The sequence below is a fragment of the Nitratireductor sp. XY-223 genome, assembly GCF_004959855.1.
Lineage (GTDB): Bacteria > Pseudomonadota > Alphaproteobacteria > Rhizobiales > Rhizobiaceae > Hoeflea_A.
Window position 1 is genome coordinate 58,923 of the sequence record NZ_SPNT01000009.1, and the last position, 22,092, is coordinate 81,014.

At 63.2% G+C, this 22,092-nt stretch carries 17 protein-coding genes; 9 read left to right on the forward strand and 8 right to left on the reverse strand.

All coding sequences use genetic code 11. The features are described from left to right. Positions 1-14: 14 nt before the first annotated feature. Positions 15-347: a hypothetical protein gene (locus E4M07_RS23390; protein ID WP_136660839.1), complete on the forward strand. Its 333-nt coding sequence runs from the start codon at positions 15-17 to the stop codon at positions 345-347. Positions 348-503: 156 nt separating this feature from the next. Here E4M07_RS23390 and E4M07_RS23395 read toward each other — a convergent pair whose 3' ends face one another. Next, on the reverse strand, positions 504-1,466 hold the full coding sequence (locus E4M07_RS23395) for an alpha/beta hydrolase (protein ID WP_136660840.1): 963 nt from the start codon (positions 1,464-1,466) through the stop codon (positions 504-506). Positions 1,467-1,680: 214 nt separating this feature from the next. On the opposite strand from E4M07_RS23395, the gene E4M07_RS23400 reads away from it, so the two are divergent. Next, positions 1,681-2,154 carry an Hsp20 family protein gene (locus E4M07_RS23400; RefSeq protein WP_136660841.1) on the forward strand — a complete coding sequence of 158 codons (474 nt, stop codon included), beginning with the start codon at positions 1,681-1,683 and terminating at the stop codon, positions 2,152-2,154. A 71-nt stretch (positions 2,155-2,225) separates the two neighbouring features. Here the strand turns inward: E4M07_RS23400 and E4M07_RS23405 are convergent, their stop codons facing one another. The 5 genes from E4M07_RS23405 to E4M07_RS23425 all read right to left on the reverse strand — a co-directional run bounded on the left by E4M07_RS23405 (position 2,226) and on the right by E4M07_RS23425 (position 6,227). Then, entirely contained in the window at positions 2,226-2,795 is a 570-nt protein-coding gene (locus tag E4M07_RS23405; RefSeq protein ID WP_136660842.1) for a DoxX family protein, read from the reverse strand. Between the two features lie 20 nt (positions 2,796-2,815). Then, positions 2,816-3,619, reverse strand: a complete 804-nt coding sequence (locus tag E4M07_RS23410; RefSeq protein ID WP_136660843.1) for a DNA-binding domain-containing protein — start codon at positions 3,617-3,619, stop codon at positions 2,816-2,818. Beyond that, on the reverse strand, positions 3,603-4,526 hold the full coding sequence (locus E4M07_RS23415; RefSeq protein ID WP_136660844.1) for a DUF692 domain-containing protein: 924 nt from the start codon (positions 4,524-4,526) through the stop codon (positions 3,603-3,605). The genes E4M07_RS23410 and E4M07_RS23415 overlap by 17 nt, the downstream gene beginning before the upstream one ends. 81 nt (positions 4,527-4,607) lie before the next feature. Continuing rightward, positions 4,608-4,910 carry a DUF2282 domain-containing protein gene (locus E4M07_RS23420; protein ID WP_136660845.1) on the reverse strand — a complete coding sequence of 101 codons (303 nt, stop codon included), beginning with the start codon at positions 4,908-4,910 and terminating at the stop codon, positions 4,608-4,610. Positions 4,911-5,171: 261 nt separating this feature from the next. Beyond that, complete coding sequence (locus E4M07_RS23425; RefSeq protein WP_136660846.1) at positions 5,172-6,227, reverse strand: low specificity L-threonine aldolase; 1,056 nt, start codon at positions 6,225-6,227, stop codon at positions 5,172-5,174. Positions 6,228-6,807: 580 nt separating this feature from the next. On the opposite strand from E4M07_RS23425, the gene gltB reads away from it, so the two are divergent. Further along, on the forward strand, positions 6,808-11,529 hold the full coding sequence (gene gltB / locus E4M07_RS23430; RefSeq protein WP_136660847.1) for a glutamate synthase large subunit: 4,722 nt from the start codon (positions 6,808-6,810) through the stop codon (positions 11,527-11,529). A 161-nt stretch (positions 11,530-11,690) separates the two neighbouring features. After that, positions 11,691-13,145 (forward strand): glutamate synthase subunit beta, encoded by a 1,455-nt coding sequence (locus tag E4M07_RS23435; RefSeq protein WP_136660848.1) that lies wholly within the window; start codon positions 11,691-11,693, stop codon positions 13,143-13,145. 23 nt (positions 13,146-13,168) lie between these two features. Here E4M07_RS23435 and E4M07_RS23440 read toward each other — a convergent pair whose 3' ends face one another. Then, complete coding sequence (locus tag E4M07_RS23440) at positions 13,169-14,389, reverse strand: DUF459 domain-containing protein (RefSeq protein WP_136660849.1); 1,221 nt, start codon at positions 14,387-14,389, stop codon at positions 13,169-13,171. A 12-nt stretch (positions 14,390-14,401) separates the two neighbouring features. Further along, entirely contained in the window at positions 14,402-15,550 is a 1,149-nt protein-coding gene (locus tag E4M07_RS23445; protein WP_246660581.1) for a lytic murein transglycosylase, read from the reverse strand. A gap of 306 nt (positions 15,551-15,856) precedes the next feature. On the opposite strand from E4M07_RS23445, the gene galU reads away from it, so the two are divergent. The 5 genes from galU to E4M07_RS23470 all read left to right on the forward strand — a co-directional run bounded on the left by galU (position 15,857) and on the right by E4M07_RS23470 (position 22,086). Further along, positions 15,857-16,744 carry a UTP--glucose-1-phosphate uridylyltransferase GalU gene (gene galU, locus E4M07_RS23450; RefSeq protein WP_136660851.1) on the forward strand — a complete coding sequence of 296 codons (888 nt, stop codon included), beginning with the start codon at positions 15,857-15,859 and terminating at the stop codon, positions 16,742-16,744. Between the two features lie 395 nt (positions 16,745-17,139). Next, a complete protein-coding gene (locus tag E4M07_RS23455) occupies positions 17,140-18,147 on the forward strand; it encodes a zinc-binding dehydrogenase (RefSeq protein ID WP_169054363.1) in 1,008 nt (335 codons plus the stop codon). Between the two features lie 218 nt (positions 18,148-18,365). Beyond that, entirely contained in the window at positions 18,366-19,082 is a 717-nt protein-coding gene (locus E4M07_RS23460; RefSeq protein ID WP_246660572.1) for a gluconate 2-dehydrogenase subunit 3 family protein, read from the forward strand. Between the two features lie 2 nt (positions 19,083-19,084). Further along, the gene (locus tag E4M07_RS23465) at positions 19,085-20,851 is read left to right on the forward strand and encodes a GMC family oxidoreductase (protein ID WP_136660853.1); all 1,767 of its coding nucleotides are present in this window, start codon (positions 19,085-19,087) and stop codon (positions 20,849-20,851) included. Beyond that, complete coding sequence (locus E4M07_RS23470; RefSeq protein WP_136660854.1) at positions 20,848-22,086, forward strand: cytochrome c; 1,239 nt, start codon at positions 20,848-20,850, stop codon at positions 22,084-22,086. The genes E4M07_RS23465 and E4M07_RS23470 overlap by 4 nt, the downstream gene beginning before the upstream one ends. Positions 22,087-22,092 lie beyond the last annotated feature (6 nt).

Here is a 22,092-nt window from a genome sequence, read left to right on the forward strand (position 1 = left end):
GAGGGAGAATCGTCATGGGATATAAATCGACATTTGCCGCGGTCTTGATGGCCCTGTCCGTTGCTTCATACAGCCCCGCCCTTTCCCAGGCCGGGACGGGCGAACCGATCAGGCTGGCCCAGGCCACTTACGTGTATTCGTGCGTCGAATATTCAAATCCGCGACAGTTCTTCCTGGTCTACGCGTCATCGCGGGGCGGCTTCCGAACATGCGAACTGGTCGGCTTCAGCCTGGCGGAGGCGTATGGGCGGGTCTGCTACTACCTGTCCGCAGGTACGTCGGCGCCCTCGCAATGGCCGCAATATGGCGGCGTGTCCATGTTCGGCATCGCCATACCGTTGTGCTGAGCCGTTTGCCTCGGCCGGCGCGGGATCAAGCGGTCGCGCCTCTGTGATCCTTCCCGCCGGTCATCTTCCGCCCACGGACGAACGCCCCGCGCCGCCAGGCCCGGAGTGACCGTGGGCGGAGATCGTATCACGGTCGTGTCGGCAGCTTGTGCAGCCTCACAACTCGCCCGGCAGGAACGCCTTGATGCCGGCGAGCAGCTGTTCGCGGTAGATGTCGGCCTCCTGGAACATCTCGTGCCTGGCGTGATCGATGGTGATCAGTTCGCTGGCGCGGAAATGCGAGGCGATGTCCTCGATCGCCTCGATCGGCACGATGGAATCGGCGCCGGCGCCGAAGATCAGCGTCGGGATGCGGATCGACGCGAGGTGGGCGGGATCGTGCACGCGCTTGATAGTGCGGAAGGATTCGGCCAGCCAGCGGAAGGTCGGTCCGCCGAGTATGAACTGCGGGCACACGTCATAGATGGCGCGGTTGCGGTCGAACCGCGCGCGGTCAGAGGTCAGTTCGTTGTCGTGGAAGGCAAGGTTCGTGCGGGTCGATCCCGTCGGCGCCATGCGGCCGAAACCGAAACGGCTGGCGGCGCCGACGACGAACCGCATCGTTGCCAGCTCGAACCGGCTTCCATGCATGCCGACGAAGGGTGCGGAAACGACCATGCGTTCGACCCGGTTGGCCAGTCGCGGCGCTGTGGCGAGCGCGATCAGCCCGCCGGTCGAGTGGCCGAGGATGAAGAACGGCAGGCGCGCATCGGGCAGGACGATGTTTTCCAGAAAGAACTCCAGGTCGTCCTGGTAATCGGAGAAACGCCGCACATGGCCGGCGATCGAATCGTCGAGCAGCCGTTCCGACCCGCCCTGGCCGCGCCAGTCGAAGGTGGCGACCCAAAGCCCGGCCTCGGTCAGGTCGCGGGCCGTCTCGTAGTATTTCTCGATGGTCTCGTTGCGGCCCTGGAGCAGCACCACGGTGCCGGTGGCGCGGGTCACGGTCGAACGGAAGATCGCATAGCGCAGCGTTCTTTTATCGCGCGTCTCGAAATAGCCGGTAATGGCGTTTTCCGGTGCCGGGTTGCCGGGCGTGTCGTAAATCACGCTGGCGGGTTTGGGCGCAGTGGTGTCCATGCTTCTATAGAGCCTGCCGGGCCGCGCCGATCAAGGTTCAATCGCCTGAAAAACAGGGAGAAGCCGTGCCGCCCGGGAAATCTTGAAACGGTGCCGTTCAGTTCCCACCTATAGCGGGCAGGCGCCAGAACGGGCCTGCTGGCCGGATACCCGCCGCTCGGTCGGGGGTTTTCCCGGTTACAACCAAATCTGTCGCTCAATGGAGGACAAGACCATGCGTCATGTCGATTTTTCACCCCTTTATCGCTCCACCGTCGGATTCGACCGCCTGTTCACGATGCTTGACAGCCTCGCACAGCCGGATCAGAGCCAGACCTACCCGCCCTACAACATCGAAAGAACCGGGGAAAATTCCTACCGGATCACCATGGCCGTTGCCGGCTTCGGTGATGACGATCTTTCGGTCGAGGCACGCGAACACGTGCTGACCGTCAAGGGCGAGAAGGCCGACGAAAACGGCAAGGATGAAAGCGAATTCCTTTACCGCGGAATCGCAAAGCGCACGTTCGAGCGCCGCTTCCAGCTTGCCGAATATGTTGAGGTCAAGGGTGCCAAGCTCGAAAACGGGCTTCTCCACGTCGATCTCGTCCGCGAAATCCCCGAGGCCATGAAGCCGCGCCGGATCGCCATCTCGGTCGACAATTCCGCTGAAGCAACCAAGCAGATCGAAGCCGAAACGGTCGCCTGACCGTCAGGCTGATCCACAGCAAAACGGCGCCTTTCGGGGCGCCGTTTTCACGTGTGCGCCAAGCGCAGGGCTCAGGCGTAAGCGACCCGGCCCGTCCACCAGCGGGAAAGGAGGGAATCCAAGGATACGGATCCCGGCCCCTTGACCACCACGTAAACGAGCGGAAAGACCCAGAACAGCCGCTGATCGATGATCTCGGACGGTTGACCGTTGAAAAGCGTGCCGAGATCGACCCCGTGGCCGGTGACGTCCACATAGGTCTGCACGAAGATGAAGGCGATCATGCCCGTTGCGCCGATGCGCGAGAACAGGCCGAGAATGACAAGGATCGGCAGGATGAACTCGCCATAGGTGCCGGCGACGACCATGAGATGGGTGGTCAGCGGCAGACCGCTGGTCTCGTATCCGGCCGCCTCGAACGCCTTGCCGGCGATCTGGATATAGGCGCCGTCGGAAACCTCGAAAAACCCGATCAGGCCGTCGCCGACCTTTGTCTTGGCGGAGTTCAGGTAGTAGACGTAGAGCGTCGCGGCGAGGACGAAGCGCGAGAACAGTCCCAGAAACCAGCCGTCCGTGGCGCGCTCGATCGCGCCGAATACGCCGTCGTGCAACCGGCGGACCAGATCTATCAGCGATGTCATTTCAAATTCCCACCTTTAACTCAGTCACGGGTTGCAATAGCGGTGAAAGCGCCGGCCTCGAGCATTGCGCCAATGGCCGCCGCGAGATCGAAATCCTGGGTCACGGCGGTGGCGGCATCGGCCGCCTCGCCGAGTGTCCCGCCGTCGATGAGCGCCAGCAGGAATTCCGCGCCGCCCCCGGGCAGTGACCTTACCTCGACATCGAATTCCCGCCGGGTGACCAGGCCGTCTTCGGCGTTGCCGGGATCGATTCCGGCCAGATCCGCGCCGGAGCGGTTGGCCGAGAAGATGGACACGGCGGCGAAACGCGACCGCAGGATTCGTGTCGCCGGGTGTGCAATAAAGCGCTGATCCGCCAGTTCCTCGGGAGCAATCGCCGCGAGCGCGGCTGAATCCAGCGGCGGCGCGTCGGCGGCGTGGAAAGCGTGCAGCCAGGCACGCTCCAGACGCGCCACGTCGGGCAGGTAGGCCAGCTCTCTCACCGGCTCGAAACGTTCCAGGAATTCAGCGAAATCCCCGCCGTATCGAAACAGCAGCGGCGATTGCGGCTGGCGTTCGCGCACGTAGCTGCGCGCCATGGCGCGAAAGAATTCGTCACCGACAAGCCGGTGAATGGCCGGGTAGATGTCGAAGAGCGCGCCGATCAGTCCGACCGTGACGTTGTTGCGATAGACATTATACCGCTTGTCCGCCTTCTTGCCGTTCGGACCGACAAGGCCCGCGGGCGTCGGCTGACCGGGATCCAGCAGGGCGCCCGAGAACCGGCCCAGCGTCACCGCCGATTCTGACTCTCCGGCATCGCCGATGTTATCCGGCCGCGGCATGGCGGCTCCCCAGCAGATAGTTCGCGGACCGTTTTTCCAGGATGCCTTCGGCGCGCAGCGCCTCGCGCCGCAGGACCGGCCATTCGGGAACATCGTTGTCCCATTCGATCAGTGTCGGAACCGGCCCCATCTGGCCGATGACGATGTCGTAGAGCTTCCACACCTCGTCATCGACGGGACGGTCGTGGGCGTCGATCAGCAGCGGATCGCCCTCGTCGTCGATATCGGTGGCATGGCCGGCAAGGTGTATCTCCTCGACCTTTTCCAGCGGGAACTGCGAGAGATAGGTCAGCGGCCTGTATTTCTGGTTGGTGGCGGAAACGAAGACATTGTTGATGTCGAGCAGCAGCCCGCAGCCCGTGCGCCGGGCGATCTCGGATATGAATTCGGTCTCGCTCATCGACGATTGCTCGAACTGCACGTAGGTCGACGGGTTTTCCAGGATGATCGTGCGGCCGAGCACATCCTGCACGCGCTCGATATGCGCGCACACGCGGTCGAGGGTTGCCCGGTCATAGGGGACCGGCAGCAGGTCGTTGTAGTAGCTCGTATCGTGGGTGGACCAGGCGAGATGCTCCGATACGAGGCCCGGTTCATAGCGGTCGACAACGCGCTTGAGGCGCGCAATGTGTTCCTCGTCGAGGCCTTTTTCGCTGCCGATAGACAGGCCGACACCGTGAACGGAGAGCGGGAAATTCTGGCGAATCGCTGTCAGTGCCCTGTGCGGTGCGCCGCCGTCGCCCATATAGTTTTCGGCGTGCACTTCCAGAAAGCCGATGCGGTAGTCGTCCTGCAGAATCTGGTCGATATGGGACGGCTTCAGACCGGCCCCGGCGCGTGCGGGAATGGTGCGGTCCGTGAAGTCCGCATTCGCGTTGCCGTCCCTCCAGGTGGGAATGTCTGTCATCGGATGTCCTGCGCCTTTACGCCCTTACGCATGAGACCGGCCGCCCGCAATTCCAGGCAGCCGGCCGGTATTCAGCCAGAATCAGGCAGGAATGTCGCGATCGAGCGGCTCAAGCGATCCAACGCGTCCGCCCGGCAGTTCCATCGTTGCGCATGTGCCGTTTTCAACCAGCTTCCAGGCATTGCCCTGATAGTCGACGGTCGATGTGCCGGCGCAGGTGGTTCCGGGACCGGCCGCGCAGTCGTTCTGACCGGCCAGCGAGACGCCGTAGCATTTTTCCTTGGCGGAAGCGGCGGTCGTCGATGCAACAAGGGTCGCGCCCGAAAGGGCCATGGCGACGGCACCGGCAACAGCGGAAGCGCCAACAAGTGTTTTCTTGGACATGGGATTCTCCTTGGGAGTTCGGAATTTAGGTGGTGACACTTTTCGTTCCCCGGTTGTCGCCGGGACGAGCGGAGTTTCTGAAAATCGCGGATAAATTGGAAATCAACAGCGTGTTATCTCCTGTCGTTGTCGCGTGACATTCCCGTTACGGAATGCGGCCTCAAACTCAACGCGGAGCGTTTTCAGTCAATTACGTGCGGAACAACCGGGATCCGAACCGCTTTTTTCCCGGTCGGCAACCACGCGTTACAGGTTACTGTCTCAGGTCTCCTGCAGCAAGGCGGCGAAATCGCGGACATGTTCCGGCGTTGTCGCGAATCCGGTCACGAGCCGCGTGATGATTTCGTTATCGCCCACAAGTTCCGCGGCAAAGCGCGGCGTCTTCCACTCATAAAACTGCGCGCCCTTCTCGATCATCGCCGCAAAGCGGTCGCGGTCCAGGATGGCGAACACCTCGTTGGCCTGGCTCCGCCATGCGAGTCGGGTATTATCGGCAGCCTCGATGACCGACTGGAGTTCGGCGGCCATGGCATTGGCATGGGCGGCCGTCTCGATCCACAGGTCGTCCTCGAAATAGGCCTCGAGCTGCGCCGAGATGAACCGGCTTTTGGAAAAAAGATGCGCCGAGCGCTTGCGCAGGAACGGAAGATCCGCGGCTTTTTGAGGATCAAAGACAACGAGAACCTCGGCGCACCAGCATCCGTTCTTGGTCGCGCCGAAGGACAGGATATCGACGCCGCGGCGCCAGGTCATTTCAGCGGGGCTCTGCCCCAGCGCCGTCATGGCGTTGGCGAAGCGGGCGCCGTCCATGTGCAGCGGCAGGCCGTGGCGCCGGCAGGTTTCCACGACCGCCTCGATCTCCGCGGCCTCGTAGACCGTGCCGATCTCCGTCGACTGCGAGATGCTGGCGGCCATCGGCTGGCCGGCGTGCACGAACTCCGGGGGAAAGCGGCGGATGGCGGCGTCGAGATCCTGCGGGTCGATCTTGCCCAGCTTCCCGTCGACCGGCTCGAGGCGGATGCCGCCTCCCAGGAATTGCGGCGCGCCGCCCTCGTCCTCGATCAGATGCGCCTCGCGGTGGCAGAAGGCGACGCCGCCCGGCCTGCCGAGCGCCGCCATGGCGAGGGAATTCGCCGCCGTACCGGTTCCGACAAAGAAGACCGCCACCTCGCGCTCGAATATGTCGTTGAACTTCGCCTCGACCTTGCGGTCCAGATCGCTGAGACCGTAGGCGGCGGCAAACCCGGAGGCGTGGCGGGTGAGCGCCTCGGCGATGCGCGGGTGGGCACCGGCCCAGTTGTCTGAGGAAAACTGCATGATGGTCCTTTGCCACTTGCCGTCGGTTGATTTTCGGCGCATTCATGCCATGGAACGCGCGGCATGCAAAGCCGCTGCTGTCGCGGTTTCGGACACATTGAATACGGATCCGTCACCGGCGTGAAATATTATGTCGCCGACAACCGGTGCGGGGCAATTTGCTGGCGCGGCGGCTGACAAAAATGACCCCGCCATCTTGCTCCCGATGCCTGTTTCTGGCATACAGGGTTAAAAATAGGACAGTATAGCTGTCCTAATTGGGTGTTCGGAGCGGGTTTTCAGCTCCGATATCCGCACCGGCCGCACCTGCGGCCGCAATGGGATAGGCGCCCGGTCCGGGCCTGCATGTCCCCAATATCGTGTGGGCCAACCGACGGAATTTCCTGACGAAATCCTGTCCGGCCAGCGCGAACGGCGTTCTGGAGCCGGACCGTTTTGGGCCGAAGAATGCCGAAAATCGGCTAATCGCTTGAATTTGCCGCGTGATAAAACTGTACCGGATTGGATATAACCGGCACGGATGATCAGGTCGCCCCAAGAAACCGCCGGGTTTCAGAAGGCCATGACAGGAGGAACACGGATGACGGAAAAGACGCCATCACAGGCAGCCGCTGCGCAGAACGCAACGCCGGCTCTGACGGTGAAACGCGACCGTATGTCCGGCCTTCCGGAAAAGCAGGGGCTTTACGATCCGCGCAACGAGCATGACGCCTGCGGCGTCGGCTTCGTTGCCCATATGCGCGGCGAGCGTTCCCACCAGATCATCGAGGATGGTCTGTTCATGCTGGAAAACCTCACCCATCGCGGCGCCGTGGGCGCCGATCCGCTGATGGGCGACGGCGCCGGCATGCTGGTTCAGATTCCGCACGACCTGTTTATCGAGGAAATGGCGCAGCAGGGCGTGTCACTGCCGGACCCCGGCCACTATGCCGTCGGCTATCTGTTCATGCCCCATGACACGGAGCTGCGCGCGCATATCGAGGAGATCATCGAGGAGGTTGTGGCGGCCGAGGGCCAGGAACTGCTCGGCTACCGCGACGTTCCGGTCGACAATTCGTCGCTATCCAAAGCACCCGACATCGTCGCCACCGAACCCTATCACCGGCAGGTGTTCATCGGCCGTGGCAGCGGCATCGAAAACGACGACGATTTCGAGCGCCGCATGTTCATCCTGCGCAAGGTGATTTCTAACCGCATCTTCGAGGAGACGGACGGTCGCGACAACGGCTTTTACATCGTCTCGCTGTCCAGCAGGACCATCGTCTACAAGGGCATGTTCCTGGCCTATCAGGTGGGCGCCTATTACAAGGACCTCAAGGACGAGCGGTTCCGCTCTGCCGTAGCGCTCGTCCACCAGCGCTTTTCCACCAATACGTTCCCGTCCTGGAAGCTGGCGCATCCCTACCGCATGGTCGCGCATAACGGCGAGATCAACACGCTGCGCGGCAACGTCAACTGGATGGCTGCGCGGCAGGCGTCGGTCTCATCGCCGCTCTTCGGCGACGATATCAACAAGCTGTGGCCCATTTCCTACGAGGGCCAGTCGGACACGGCCTGTTTCGACAATGCGCTCGAATTCTTGGTGCAGGGCGGCTATTCGCTGCCGCACGCGGTGATGATGCTGATCCCGGAGGCCTGGGCCGGCAACAAGCTGATGCACGATGACCGCAAGGCGTTCTACGAGTACCACGCGGCGCTCATGGAGCCGTGGGACGGCCCCGCCGCGGTGGCCTTTACCGACGGACGGCAGATCGGCGCGACTCTCGACCGCAACGGTCTGCGCCCGGCCCGCTACATCGTGACCGACGATGACCGCATCATCATGGCCTCCGAGGCCGGCGTGCTGCCGGTCGCGGAAGAAAAGATCGTGCGCAAATGGCGCCTGCAGCCCGGCAAGATGCTGCTCATCGACATGGAAAAGGGCACGATCATCTCGGACGCCCAGATCAAGGTCGAGCTGGCGAATGCGCATCCCTATGGCGAGTGGCTCGACCGGACCCAGATCGTGCTCGAGGACATGCCCGTCTCCGGACACTCGACGAGCCGTTCGAGCGCGTCGCTGCTCGATCAGCAGCAGGCCTTCGGCTACAGCCAGGAGGACCTGAAGATCCTGATGGCGCCGATGGCGACCACGGGCCAGGAGGCGCTGGGCTCGATGGGCACCGACACGCCGATTTCGGCGATGTCGGACAAGTCGAAGCTGCTCTATACCTATTTCAAGCAGAATTTCGCGCAGGTCACCAATCCGCCGATCGACCCGATCCGTGAGGAATCGGTGATGAGCCTCGTCTCGTTCATCGGACCGAGGCCGAACATCTTCGACATCGAGGGGCTGGCCGAGCAGCGCCGATTGGAGGTGCGGCAACCGATTCTGACAAACGAGGACCTGGAGAAGATCCGCGCCATCGGCGACATTTCGGACAACCAGTTCCAGACCAAGACGCTTGATATCACCTACCGCGAGAACCGCGGCGCCGACCATCTGGAGGAAGTGCTGCGGCAGGTGTGCTCGCGCGCCGAGCGCGCCGTCATCGACGGCTACAACATCATTATCCTGTCCGACCGGCACATCTCGGCCGAGCGCATCGCCATTCCGGCGCTTCTGGCGACGGCGGCCGTGCATCATCACCTCATCCGCAAGGGCCTGCGCACGTCCGTCGGGCTGGTTGTCGAATCGGGCGAGCCGCGCGAAGTGCACCATTTTGCGGTGCTTGCCGGCTACGGCGCCGAGGCGATCAACCCCTATCTCGCCTTCGATACGCTTGCCGACATGCACAAGAACGGTGAGTTTCCGGCGGCGGTCGATCCCTATGAGGTGGTGCACCGCTATATCAAGGCGATCGACAAGGGCCTCCTCAAGGTGATGTCCAAGATGGGCATTTCCACCTACCAGTCCTATTGCGGCGCGCAGATCTTCGATGCCGTCGGTCTGTCGACGGAATTCGTGAACAAGTACTTCTTCGGTACGGCGACGACCATCGAGGGCATTGGCCTCGATGAGATCGCCATCGAGACGCATGCGCGCCACGCCCGCGCTTTCGGAAGCGACCCCGTCCTGCGCACGGCGCTCGACGTGGGCGGCGAATATCTCTACCGCATGCGCGGCGAGAACCATGTGTGGTCGCCCGATACCGTCGCGCTGCTCCAGCATGCGGTGCGCGGCAACGCGCAGGACCAGTACCGCGAGTTCGCCCGGATGGTGAACGACCATGCCGAGGGTCTCAACACGATCCGCGGGCTGTTCAAGATCGTCGATGCGACCGAGGACGGGCGCGAGGCGGTGCCGCTCGACGAGGTCGAGCCGGCGGCGGAGATCGTGCGGCGGTTCTCGACCGGCGCCATGTCCTTCGGCTCGATCAGCCGCGAGGCGCACACGACCCTGGCGATCGCCATGAACCGCATCGGCGGCAAGTCCAACACGGGCGAGGGCGGCGAGGAGCCGGACCGCTACGCACCGCTGCTCGACGGTTCGATGAACCCGGAACGTTCGGCGATCAAGCAGGTCGCGTCCGGCCGGTTCGGCGTGACGACCGAATACCTGGTCAACTCAGACATGATCCAGATCAAGGTGGCGCAGGGTGCCAAGCCCGGCGAGGGCGGACAGTTGCCCGGTCACAAGGTCGACGCAACGATCGCCAAGACGCGCCACTCGACGCCCGGCGTCGGCCTGATATCGCCGCCGCCGCATCACGATATCTATTCGATCGAGGACCTGGCGCAGCTGATCTACGACCTGAAGAACGTCAACAGCGAAGCCGGTATCTCCGTCAAGCTCGTCTCCGAGGTCGGTGTGGGCACCGTCGCGGCCGGCGTCGCCAAGGCGCGCGCGGACCACATCACGATCGCCGGCTATGACGGCGGCACGGGCGCTTCGCCCCTTACCTCGCTCAAACATGCCGGATCTCCCTGGGAAATGGGGCTTGCCGAAACCCACCAGACGCTGGTGCTCAACGGCCTGCGCTCGCGCGTTCCGCTGCAGGTCGACGGCGGCCTTCGCACCGGGCGCGACGTGATCATCGGTGCGCTGCTGGGCGCTGACGAGTTCGGTTTCTCGACCGCGCCGCTGATTGCGGCCGGCTGCCTGATGATGCGCAAATGCCATCTCAACACATGCCCTGTCGGCATCGCCACGCAGGACCCGGTGCTTCGCCAGCGGTTCAAGGGCACACCCGAGCACGTGATCAACTACTTCTTCTTCGTCGCCGAGGAGGTGCGCGAATATCTGGCGAAGATGGGCTTCCGAACGCTGAACGACATCATCGGCCAGTCCGATCTTCTGGAGAAGGACACGATGATCGACCACTGGAAGGCCAAGGGGCTGGACTTCACGAATATCTTCCACAAGCCCGAAGCCGCCAAGGAGGACACCTACTGGACCCAGCGGCAGGACCATCCGATCGAGGACATTCTCGACCGCAAGCTGATCGCCGAGGCCGCGCCGGCCCTGGAGGACAAGACACCGGTTTCGATCAAGACCGAGATCCGCAATGTCGACCGGTCGACGGGCGCGATGCTGTCGGGCGAGGTCGCCAGGCGCCACGGCCACAAGGGACTGGCGGACGACACCATCGCGGTCAAGCTGTTTGGTACGGCCGGACAGTCCTTCGGCGCGTTCCTGTCGCGCGGCATCACCTTCGATCTCGTCGGCGACGGCAACGACTATGTCGGCAAGGGCTTGTGCGGCGGCCGTATCATCGTCCGCCCGCCCTCGGAGAGTAAAATCGTGCCGGAGGAATCGATCATTGTCGGCAACACGGTTCTTTACGGTGCGGTCGAGGGCGAGTGCTATTTCCGCGGCGTTGCCGGCGAGCGGTTCGCCGTGCGCAATTCCGGCGCGATCGCCGTCGTCGAGGGCGTCGGCGATCACGGCTGCGAATACATGACCGGCGGCATCGTTGTCGTCATCGGCGAGACCGGTCGCAATTTCGCCGCCGGCATGTCCGGAGGCGTCGCCTACGTGCTCGACGAGGCCGGCGATTTCGCGCGGCGCTGCAATATGGCCATGGTCGAACTGGAACCGGTTCCTGAAGAGGACGATATCCTCGAGGAACTGCATCATCACGGCGGTGACCTCGACCACAAGGGCCGGGTCGACGTTTCCGAAGACATGACCCGCCACGATGAGGAGCGGCTCTTTCAGTTGATCTCCAACCACGTGCATTACACGGGTTCGGAGCGCGGCCGCGATATCCTTGAGAAATGGGCAGAGTTCCGCCCGAAGTTCCGCAAGGTCATGCCGGTCGAATACCGCCGTGCGCTCGAGGAAATGGAACGTATGCGCATGGGCGTCGCGGCCGAGTAGCCAATTGAAATCGACGTTGGGCATGTGCAAGGCGCAATGCCCGGAAACGAGAGGGAGACGACGGACCGTAGCCGCGCCACGGCAGCCAGATGCGGGTTTGAGACCCGGGTTGCGCCAGGCCAGGGCCGGTCCGCCGGACGGTGAGAGGAACAGGAGCGGAAATGGGTAAGGTTACGGGATTTCTGGAGATCGACCGGCAGGTCGCCAAATACCAGCCCGCGTCCGACCGGGTGCGGCATTTCAAGGAATTCACCATCCCGATGTCCGATTCGGAGGTCGTCAAACAGGCTGCCCGCTGCATGGATTGCGGCATCCCGTTTTGTCACGGCCCGACCGGCTGCCCGATCCACAACCAGATCCCCGACTGGAACGACCTGGTCTTCAATGACAATTGGGAAGAGGCGATCCGCAACCTCCACTCGACCAACAATTTCCCGGAGTTCACGGGCCGGATCTGCCCGGCGCCCTGCGAGGAGGCGTGCACGCTCAACCTCGAGGACATTCCCGTCGCCATCAAGACGGTCGAGCAGGCCCTCGCCGACAAGGCCTACGAAATGGGCTACGTCGTCCCGCAGCCGCCCGATCAGAAGACCGGCAAATCAGTCGGCGTCATCGGGTCGGGACCGGCCGGCATGGCGGCGGCCCAGCAGTTGGCCCGCGTCGGGCACGACGTCCATGTTTATGAGCGCGAGAGCAGCGCCGGCGGGCTGATGCGCTATGGCATACCGGACTTCAAGATGGAAAAGCATTTCATCGACCGGCGCGTCGAGCAGATGGAGGGCGAGGGCGTGACCTTCCACTACGACGTGCATGTCGGCGTCGACAAGACGGTGGACGAACTGCGCGAAGCCCACGATGCAGTCATCTATTGCGGCGGTTCCGAAAAGCCGCGCGACGCCGGTATTCCGGGCGTCGAACTTGTCGGCGTGCATGACGCGATGCCCTATCTCGTGCAGCAGAACAAGCGTGTCGCCGGCGAGGCCGTCGATTCCGTCGGCTGGCCGTCGGAGCCGATTCTCGCGGGCGGCAAGCATGTGGTCGTCGTCGGCGGCGGCGATACCGCCTCCGACTGCATCGGCACGGCCTTCCGCCAGGGCGCCGTGAAGGTCACGCAGCTCGATATCCGGCCGCAGCCGCCGGCGCGCGAGGACAAGATGGCGGTCTGGCCCTACTGGGCGACGAAGATGCGCACCTCCTCGTCGCAAGCCGAGGGCGCGGTGCGGGAGTTCCAGGTGGGCACCCTCGAATTCGTCGGCGAGAATGGCGTCCTGGCGGGTGTCAAATGCTGCCAGGTCGACGAGAAGCGGCAGCCGATCGCCGGAACCGAGTTCATCATCAAGGCGGATCTCGCCTTTATCGCCATCGGATTTCGCGGGCCGTTCGAGAACGGCGTGCTCAAGGACCTGGGTGACCGGCTCGAAATCGATGTCGACCGGCGCAACTCGACCAATGTGCGTGCCAATGAAGAGGACTACAGGACCTCGGTCGACGGCCTGTGGGCCGCGGGCGACGTGCGCCGCGGCCAATCGCTGGTGGTCTGGGCGATCCGCGAGGGCCGGCAGGCCGCGCGGGATGTCGACCTGGAACTGATGGGATCAACCACGCTGCCGAGTTAGGTGACGAGGGCCAGACGCGGGTGTTAACCCTGCGGCGCCTTGTCGGATGTGCCCTCCAGCAGCGTCTTGTCCTGCTTGCGCGGCCAGACGAAATAATCGGCCCGGCCGGGGGGCGGTGCACTCACCTTGCCGTCGAAAACCAGGTCGTCGCGCGGCGTGCGGGTCAGCGACGTGCGCGGTTCGGTGGCGCCGAGAAGCCGATCGGAACCGTCGAGGCCCGGATCAACCATGCTGATGGGGCTGGTGCGGACGATCGCCGATCCCGTGTCGGGATGCAGGACGAGGAGCTCCGGCAGGTTTTCGTCGGTCAGTTTCGCCACGCCCTCATTGGCATCGTCACCGAGCAGGCGGCGGACGGATTTCTCGACATAAAACGCCAGCTTGCGGCGGCCGGCCTTGGTCATGCGGATCCCGTCGGATGTCCGCAGCCGGACCTGCTGGCCGATTATGTCGGAGCCGGTGTAGACGAACTTGCCGTCGGCATCGACGAAACCGTCCCAGATGTCGATATAGGTGCCGTTGATGTCTTCGACGACGGTCTTGTAGATGTTGTTGAAGGCAAGGATGCCGGTCGACAGCGACGTGGACTTGTAGGGCGGGGCGCCGACCCAGATCAGCGGGATGTTGCGCGCGCGCACGGCGCGGGCCATCAGGTCGACACGTTCGGTGTACTCAGTGACCCATTCTTCGGAGCGGACCGGGATGCGCTTGCGGCCCTTCCGTATCTGCTGACGGTCGTTCGAGCCGATCATCACGATGACGACCGACGGCTGGATGTCATCCAGAAAGCCGGGCAGTTTCTTGTTCCAGTTATAGTAGTCGTCGCGCACCAGGCCGGACGAGCCGTTGGTCTTGCGCACCACGGCGACACCGGGCGCCTGCCGGAAGGCCGTCTGCAGGCCTTCCGCCAGCGACTTGGCCATGAAATCGCCGACCACCAGGACTTTGCGCGCGTTCTCCAGCTTCTTGACCGTCGTGACGGTTGTCGTGGATTTCTTGCGTTTCTTCGGCGAACGGCGGCTGTGGGACTTCTTGCGCTTGATGGTCGCGCGCGGCCGCTGCCGGTTGGTTTTTTCCGGCCGTATCTTGCGCGGACCGAACAGCCGGTCGATCACCGAACGGCGCTCATATTGCTGGGCATAGGCCGGCGCAGCGGACACCATCACCGAAATCGCCATCGCGAAAGCGGCCAAAAGCGGCAGCACCATCAGGCGCCGCACATGCCGGTTCATCCATGTGACCAAGCTGGTCTCCTGTCAACGCCTCAGCGTATTCAGCAATTTTTGCGATGGAACACCGTCCGGCGTCAAGCCGGAACGTGACTGAAAGGCCTTGACGGCATTTTTCGATTCGTCGCCGAATCTGCCGTCGATCTCGCCGCGGTAATAGCCCAGGGCCCGCAAATGCACCTGAATCTCGCGCCGCTCATCCATCGACAGGACACCCTTCGGCTTCGGCCAATTCTGCTGCAGGCCGCCATAACCGGCGATCCTGTCGGCCAGAAGGCCGACGGTCAGCGCGTAGGTGTCGGAATTGTTGTAGCGCTTGATCATGAAGAAATTGCGCAGCATCAGGAATGCCGGACCGTTCGTGCCGGCCGGCATCTTGAGCACGGCCTTTTCGCCGGGACGCGGGAAGCTCTTTCCGTTGGGCCGCTTGAAGCCGAGCTTGGACCATTGCGCCAGCGTCTTCGACTTTCCCTTGTATTTGGAAGCGCCGCGCGGCGCCCTGACCTCGTAACCCCAGGTTTTTCCTTGCCTCCAGCCGTTCTTGCGCAAAAGGTTCGCGGCCGTCGCCAGCGCGTCGGGAACGGAGTTCCAGATGTCCTTGCGGCCGTCGCCGTCATGGTCGACGGCATAGGCCAGGTAGCTCGTCGGAATGAACTGCGTATGGCCCATGGCACCCGCCCAGGAGCCGGTCAGCTGGTTGGTCGTGATATTCCCGGATTGCAGGATCTTCAGCGCCGCGATCAGCTGCTGGCGGGCGAATTTGGCGCGCCGGCGGTCGGCATAGGCAAGGGTCGCCAGCGCCCGTGGCACGTAATGCAGCCGGTCGGGATAGTTGAAGACGTTGCCGTAACTCGATTCGACCGACCAGATGGCGAGGATGACCGAACGGTGCACGCCGTAACGCTTTTCAATCTGCGACAGCACGCGCGCGTACCGTTTGGCCATCTCCTGGCCGGTCTGGATCGTGGTGAAATGCACCCGCCTGTCGACGTAACTCCAGGTGTCGATCTTGAATTCCGGCTGGTAACGCGCCTTTCGAAGCACCTCCGGATCCGGCTCGCGCACGCCCTTGAAGGCCTTCCTGTAGGTCGATTTCTTGATGCCGGACTTGGCCGCAACGGGATAGAAATCGTTGATCCACTTGCGGAAGCCGGCATCCGCCGCGGCCTGCGGCATGTGCACCAGGAGCGCGGCCGCAACGACGGTCGCCGCGATCAGGGCGGTCAGGCCGGACTTCGCGGTGCGCCTGAAAAGGGAATTTGAGGTCATCTCGAACATTCGGTGACAACTTTAGCTGGGCGCCGAGGCATAAAAAAGACCACCTCGGGACGGTTTTCAACACTGTCCGGCCAATATAGCGTTGACGCATCAATAATCTCTTAACCATAAGAAGGCGCGCGCACGACAATGCGCGTGCATGCGGCCGGAGCGGCTGGTATTGGCGTTGGGGCGGCTTCAAGGCGAGAGGAAAGGCACAAATCAATGGCGCAGCAGGGCAAGGTCAGAAAAGCGGTCTTTCCGGTGGCGGGCCTCGGGACGCGGTTCCTCCCGGCGACCAAGGCGATCCCCAAGGAAATGCTGACCGTCGTCGACAAGCCGGTGATCCAGTATGTCGTCGACGAGGCGCGCGCCGCCGGCATCGAGCACTTCATCTTCGTCACGGGCCGCAACAAGGCGGTCATAGAGGATCATTTCGACATCCAGGTGGAGCTCTACGATACCCTGCGCGACCGCGGCAAAACCGACGAGCTCAGCAACCTGCAGACATTGCAGCCCAAACCCGGCCAGACCAGCTTTACCCGCCAGCAGGAGCCCCTCGGTCTCGGCCATGCCGTGTGGTGCGCGCGCGAGCTCGTGGGCGACGAGCCATTCGCGCTGCTTCTGCCGGACATGGTCATGCAGGACGCGCGCGGCTGCCTTGCCGGCATGGTCGAACTCTACGGCAAGGTCGGCGGCAACGTTATCTCGGTGGAAGAGGTTCCCGAGGAGGAAACACACCGCTACGGCATCGTCGGCGTCGGCGAGGACATCGGCGACGACGGGTTCCGGATCGATGCGATGGTCGAAAAGCCTACACCGGGAACCGCGCCGTCGAATTACTTCATCAACGGACGCTACATCCTGCAGCCAGAAATCTTCAACATTCTCGCGACTCAGGAAAAGGGCGCCGGCAACGAAATCCAGATCACCGACGCGATGCTGAAACTGGCCGAGGATCAGCCGTTCTCGGCGTACCGCTTCCGCGGCAATACCTTCGATTGCGGATCGAAGGAAGGCTTCATCAAGGCCAACGTGTCGTTCGCCCTGACCCGTGAGGACATCCGGGAGAAGGTGGAGGACGACCTGCGGCGCATGCTCGAGGCACTGTAGGGCACGGCCCCTTGGAGGCCGATCCCTTTCGCAAATAAATCCCGTATGACGAACGCAGGACGGTAACCGCCGGCTTGCGGCAGCGTGCGGCTGTCGGCCTCCCAGTCAAAAACTGCTGGAAACGGCCTTGCCGCTGGTGGTGATCGCACGCCACCGAGCTGCTTTGCATAAAGTTTGTATAATTACTTGCATAAAGTTTGTATAATTTATAGGATGGCTGCCGAACACAAAGAATAATGGGAGGACCAAATGCAATCCGATCTCGAGAAACAGCAGGCTTCGTCCGCTGCCAGTCACGCACCAACAACGGTGTAAGCACATTGCGAATTGCGTCGGGGACATTGAGCCCAGCGAACGCAAATCGGGAGCAAATCAAGATCAGGAAGCCGATACCAATGTCTCAAACCAACCGCGAATGGGTCATCACCGAATATTCCGGAATATCCGGGCTGCAATTGAGGGAATACACCCCGAAAGACGCCGGTCCGGGCGAGGTCCGACTGAAAGTCGAAGCGTTTGCCCTCAACTGGGGCGACATGGACCTCATGCAGGGCCGCTACTCCTTCAACTTCAGCGAACTGCCGGCGCGCATCGGCTGTGAGGCGGTGGGCATCGTCGACCAGATCGGGGAAGGGGTGACGGATATTGAAATGGGCGCGCGCTACTGCACGCTCCCCTATTTCTACGACATGAAGGGCGTCAGCGGCGACACGGTGTTGATCGATGCACGGTACCTGACGAAAGCGCCGGACGGCATGAGCGCGGTCGAGGCCGGTTCGATCTGGATGCAGTTCATGACCGCATATTATCCGATTGCCGAACTCGCAAAGGCCGCGCCCGGCGTCAATATCCTGGTCACCGCGGCGACCAGCACGGCCGGCAGCTCGGCGCTTCAGATCGGCAAGATCAGCGGTGCGAACATGATCGGGACTTCCAGGTTCGAATACAACTGCGATTACCTGATGCAAGCCGGAGCCAGCCACGTTTATTTCGGCGAGGGCGAAGGTCTGCCGGAAGCGTTAAGGGAGTTCACCGGTGGCGTGGGCCTGCACGCTGTCTTTGATTCCATCGGTGCCGGAATGATCTCGAAATACAGCAAGGCCCTTGCAAAAGATGCGCAGATATTCACCTACGGCACGCTTGATGAAAAACTGCCTGAACTGCCGATGATGGATCTCTATCAGGCGAACGCAACCTTCAAGCCCTATTCACTGTTCAACTATATCGAGGACGCGGACTGGAAGGAGAAGGGGCTCGGTTTTGTCTACAGCGCCCTCGAATCAGGTCGGATCCGGCCCAGCATCGACCGGGTTTTCCAGATGGAAGAATACGCGGAGGCGTGGAAATATCTGCGTGCGCCGCGCAAGAGCCACGGCAAGGTCATGATCGAGGTTGGTGACTAGGCGCGACCGGCCATGCGCCGAATGTTGATCCCCGCCCGATCCGACCCGCCTTGCCAGGCCAAAAATTGCCATTGCCTGTTGCGGCGCGGCGCGAAGCGTTTCATGTTTAGCGGGCGAATGGATCACAATAGCGGGGCGGTCGCGTGCCTGGGCTGGACAAGGACCCTGGCTCTGCCAGGGGTCATCTTCAAAAGGGATATATCAGGCGGCGGGCCTTTTTGCTCGGTTCCGCATCCTTCGCCGCGCTGTCGCTGAAGCCGCAGGCCCATGGCGCCACCGTTTCGGGGGCGCTGCCGTGGAAGGCGTTCAGCGCCGACCCGCCCGAACCGGTTCCGGAGGGGCAGCGCCTGTTCTTCACCGAAGCCGAGGCCGAACTGCTTTCGGCGATCGCCGACCGCATCGTTCCCGCCGACGAGCTGAGCGTCAGCGCCAGCGAAGCCGGCTGCGTCACCTTTATCGATGCGCAGCTGATGGGGTCCTACGGCAGCGCCTCGCGGCTCTACATGAACGGACCGTTCGAAAAGGGGCTTGCGACCCAGGGCTACCAGGGTTCGCAAACGCCGGCCGAGCGCTACCGTGCGGGCCTGGCGGCGATCGCCGCCCATGTCGAGGCGCAAACGCCCGGCAAGGCGTTCGCGGCGTGGTCGGCGGACGAGCAGGATGCGCTCCTCAAGGAACTGGAGGCGGACAAGGTAACGCTTCCGGACGGCGTGGACGGGCAGGCATTCTTCGAACTCATGCTGAAGAACGTGATGGAGGGTTTTTTTGCCGATCCCGTCTATGGCGGCAACAGGGACATGGCGGGCTGGAAGATGGTCGGCTTTCCCGGCGCGCGCTACGACTACCGACCCTTCGTGGGACAGCACAACCAGCCCTATCCGTTCGACCCGATGTCCATAATGGGCAATGCGGACTGGGTGCGGAAGGGCGGCTGATCATGACGAACATACTGCCTCGCAAGGATGTGGTGATCGTCGGGCTTGGCTGGACGGGGTCGATCCTGGCGCATGAACTGGCGCAGGAAGGCCTCGACGTCGTCGCCATCGAGCGCGGGCCATGGCGGGACACGGCGACCTCGTTCAACATCGGTGTCATGCCCGATGAATTGCGCTTTGCCGTGCGGCGCGACCTGTTCCTGCAGCCGCGCACCGAAGCAATCACCATGCGCAACAATGTCGACCAGGTGGCGTTGCCGATGCGCGACTACGGCTCGTTTCTGCCGGGAAACGGCGTGGGCGGGGCCGGAGTGCACTGGAACGGCCAGACCTGGCGGTTCTGGGACAGCGATTTCAGAACCCGCAGCCACCTGGTCGAGCGCTACGGCGCGCAGGCGATCGAGGGCCTTACCGTGCAGGACTGGGGCGTGACGGGGGCGGAGCTCGAAGAGTATTACGACCGCTTCGAATATCTGTGCGGCATCTCGGGAAAGGCCGGCAACATCAACGGCACCATCCAGCCCGGCGGCAATCCGTTCGAAGACCCGCGCAGCCGGGACTACCCACTGCCGCCGATGCAGATGACCTACGGGCCGAGCCTGTTTGCCGAGATCACCAGCGGGATGGGGCTCCATCCCTTCCCGTGCCCGTCGGCGAACCTGTCGCAGAACTATGTCAATCCGCTGGGCGTTGCCATGTCGCAATGCAGCTATTGCGGCTTTTGCGAGCGTTTCGGCTGTGCCAACTACGCGAAAGCCTCGCCGCAGACGACGGTCCTGCCGGCGCTGATGCGCTTTTCGAACTTTGAGGCGCGCACCCTGTGCGAGGTGCTCGAGGTCAACCTCGCGCCGGGCGGCGAGACGGCACGCGGTGTCACCTACGTGGACAGCAGCAACGAAGAATATTTCCAGCCGGCCGATCTGGTGCTGCTGTGCGCCTACGGCCTGTTCAACGTACGGCTGATGATGCTCTCGGGGATCGGCGAGATCTACGACCCGCAGACCCAGACCGGAACCGTAGGCCGCAACTACTGTTACCAGACCAATGCCAGCGCCAAGCTGTTCTTCGACGACAAGACCTTCAATCCGTTCATTGCGGCCGGTGCGCTCGGCCAGACATGCGACGACTACAACGGCGACGCGTTCGATCACTCCGGGCTGGGTTTCGTCGGCGGCTCGGGCATCAATTGCCTACCCACCAATGGCCGTCCGATCGAAACGCGTTACCTGCCGCACCACACGCCCAGATGGGGCTCGGAGTGGAAGAAGGCGACGGCGAAGTACTATTCCAATACGCTGCACTTCACCTCGCAGGGATCGAGCTACGCCGCACGCGGCAACTATCTCGACCTCGACCCGACCTACAAGGACCGTCACGGCAGGCCGCTCCTGCGCATGACTTTCGACTTTACCGACAACGACGTTCGCATGTCTGACTGGGTTTCCGACCGGATGGAAGACATCGCCAAGGCGTCCGGCGCGCCGAAATACAGCATATCGCGCGTGGCGAAAGGCTGGAACTCGGCCGTCTACCAAAGCACGCACAATGTCGGCGGGGCGATCATGGGCGCCGATCCGGCAACCAGCGCGGTCAATCCTTGGCTGCAGAGCTGGGATGTGCCCAACGTCTTCGTGATCGGTGCATCGGCGTTTCCGCAGAATACTGGAAAGAACCCCACCGGAACGGTCGGTGCGCTGGCGTTTCGAACGGCCCGCGCCATCCGCGAGCAGTATCTGCGCAACCCCGGTGCGGCGCTGGTGCCGCGATGAGGCACGGCGGCCTGCTCCGTTTCGCCGGCTGGGCCGTCATCGGTCTCTTCCTCGCTGTGAGCGCACCCGCCCGCGCCGACGGCCTTGTCCAGGCGGACGTCCTTTACAACGGGTACTACCAGTCGGTCCTCGGCGATTGCAGCGGCTGCCACACGAAAGCGGGCGGCGCGTTGCTGGCCGGGGGCGATCCCATCGAAACGCCCTTCGGCACCATCGTGCCGCCGAACATCACCCCCGATGTCGAGACCGGGATCGGCCGGTGGAGCCTGGAGGATTTCCGCGGCGCGATGCACAGGGGCATCGGCCGGGGCGGCAAGCGGCTCTATCCCGCGATGCCCTATCCCTATTATGCGCTGATGCCGCAAAGGGATGTGGACGCCCTGTGGACCTGGCTGCAGACGGTGCCGCCGGTCTCGAACGCGGTCGAGGCCAATCTGCTGCCGTTTCCCTTCAACGAGCGCGAAGCCATGGCGGGCTGGAACGAGATCAACTTCCGGCCCGGGCCGTTCCAGCGGGATCCGGATCGGTCCGACCAGTGGAATCGCGGCGCCTATCTGGTGCGCGGGCCCGGCCACTGCGCGGCCTGCCACAGCCCCAAGAACGTCACCGGAGGCGACGTCGCCGACAGGTACCTGCAGGGCGCGCTGCTGCAGGGCTGGTTCGCGCCCGAGATCACCGGCGATGCCTGGCGCGGCCTTGGCGGCTGGAGCGAGGAGGAGATCGTCGCCTACCTGGCGACCGGCACGTCAGGCAGGGCGGTGGCCTCGGGCCCGATGCGGGAGGTGATCGAGGCCTCGACCTCGAAAATGAAGAACGACGACCTGCGCGCGATCGCCACTTATCTCAAGAGCCTTGCCGGAAGCGACGGCGCCAGGCCGACGCCGGTGGCGGCGGACAATCCGCGCATGGTTGCGGGCGGCGCGGTCTACCGCGATAACTGCGCGGCCTGTCACGGCACCGACGGCGACGGGGCGCGCAATCTCATTCCGGCGCTTGCGGGCAGCGCCGCCGTGCAGCAGGAAATGACCGACACGCTGGCCCGGGTGGTGATCGAGGGCGTACAGGGCGCATCGTCCGACAAGGCACCGACCGCGCCGGCAATGCCGGCGCTCGGATGGCGGCTCAGCGACGCCGAGGTCGCCGACGTTCTGACCTATATACGCAACAGTTGGGGAAATGCGGCAGCGGAAGTCGAGGCCAGGTCCGTTGAGGACGTGCGCGCGAAACTGAAGTGACCCCGG

Excerpts from the sequence above, each read along its gene's own strand:
- E4M07_RS23390 (WP_136660839.1), top strand. The coding sequence starts at position 15 with ATGGGATATAAATCGACATTTGCCGCGGTCTTGATGGCCCTGTCCGTT.
- E4M07_RS23395 (WP_136660840.1), bottom strand. The coding sequence starts at position 1,466 with ATGGACACCACTGCGCCCAAACCCGCCAGCGTGATTTACGACACGCCC.
- E4M07_RS23400 (WP_136660841.1), top strand. The coding sequence starts at position 1,681 with ATGCGTCATGTCGATTTTTCACCCCTTTATCGCTCCACCGTCGGATTC.
- E4M07_RS23405 (WP_136660842.1), bottom strand. The coding sequence starts at position 2,795 with ATGACATCGCTGATAGATCTGGTCCGCCGGTTGCACGACGGCGTATTC.
- E4M07_RS23410 (WP_136660843.1), bottom strand. The coding sequence starts at position 3,619 with ATGCCGCGGCCGGATAACATCGGCGATGCCGGAGAGTCAGAATCGGCG.
- E4M07_RS23415 (WP_136660844.1), bottom strand. The coding sequence starts at position 4,526 with ATGACAGACATTCCCACCTGGAGGGACGGCAACGCGAATGCGGACTTC.
- E4M07_RS23420 (WP_136660845.1), bottom strand. The coding sequence starts at position 4,910 with ATGTCCAAGAAAACACTTGTTGGCGCTTCCGCTGTTGCCGGTGCCGTC.
- E4M07_RS23425 (WP_136660846.1), bottom strand. The coding sequence starts at position 6,227 with ATGCAGTTTTCCTCAGACAACTGGGCCGGTGCCCACCCGCGCATCGCC.
- gltB (WP_136660847.1), top strand. The coding sequence starts at position 6,808 with ATGACGGAAAAGACGCCATCACAGGCAGCCGCTGCGCAGAACGCAACG.
- E4M07_RS23435 (WP_136660848.1), top strand. The coding sequence starts at position 11,691 with ATGGGTAAGGTTACGGGATTTCTGGAGATCGACCGGCAGGTCGCCAAA.
- E4M07_RS23445 (WP_246660581.1), bottom strand. The coding sequence starts at position 15,550 with ATGCCGCAGGCCGCGGCGGATGCCGGCTTCCGCAAGTGGATCAACGAT.
- galU (WP_136660851.1), top strand. The coding sequence starts at position 15,857 with ATGGCGCAGCAGGGCAAGGTCAGAAAAGCGGTCTTTCCGGTGGCGGGC.
- E4M07_RS23455 (WP_169054363.1), top strand. The coding sequence starts at position 17,140 with ATGTCTCAAACCAACCGCGAATGGGTCATCACCGAATATTCCGGAATA.
- E4M07_RS23465 (WP_136660853.1), top strand. The coding sequence starts at position 19,085 with ATGACGAACATACTGCCTCGCAAGGATGTGGTGATCGTCGGGCTTGGC.
- E4M07_RS23470 (WP_136660854.1), top strand. The coding sequence starts at position 20,848 with ATGAGGCACGGCGGCCTGCTCCGTTTCGCCGGCTGGGCCGTCATCGGT.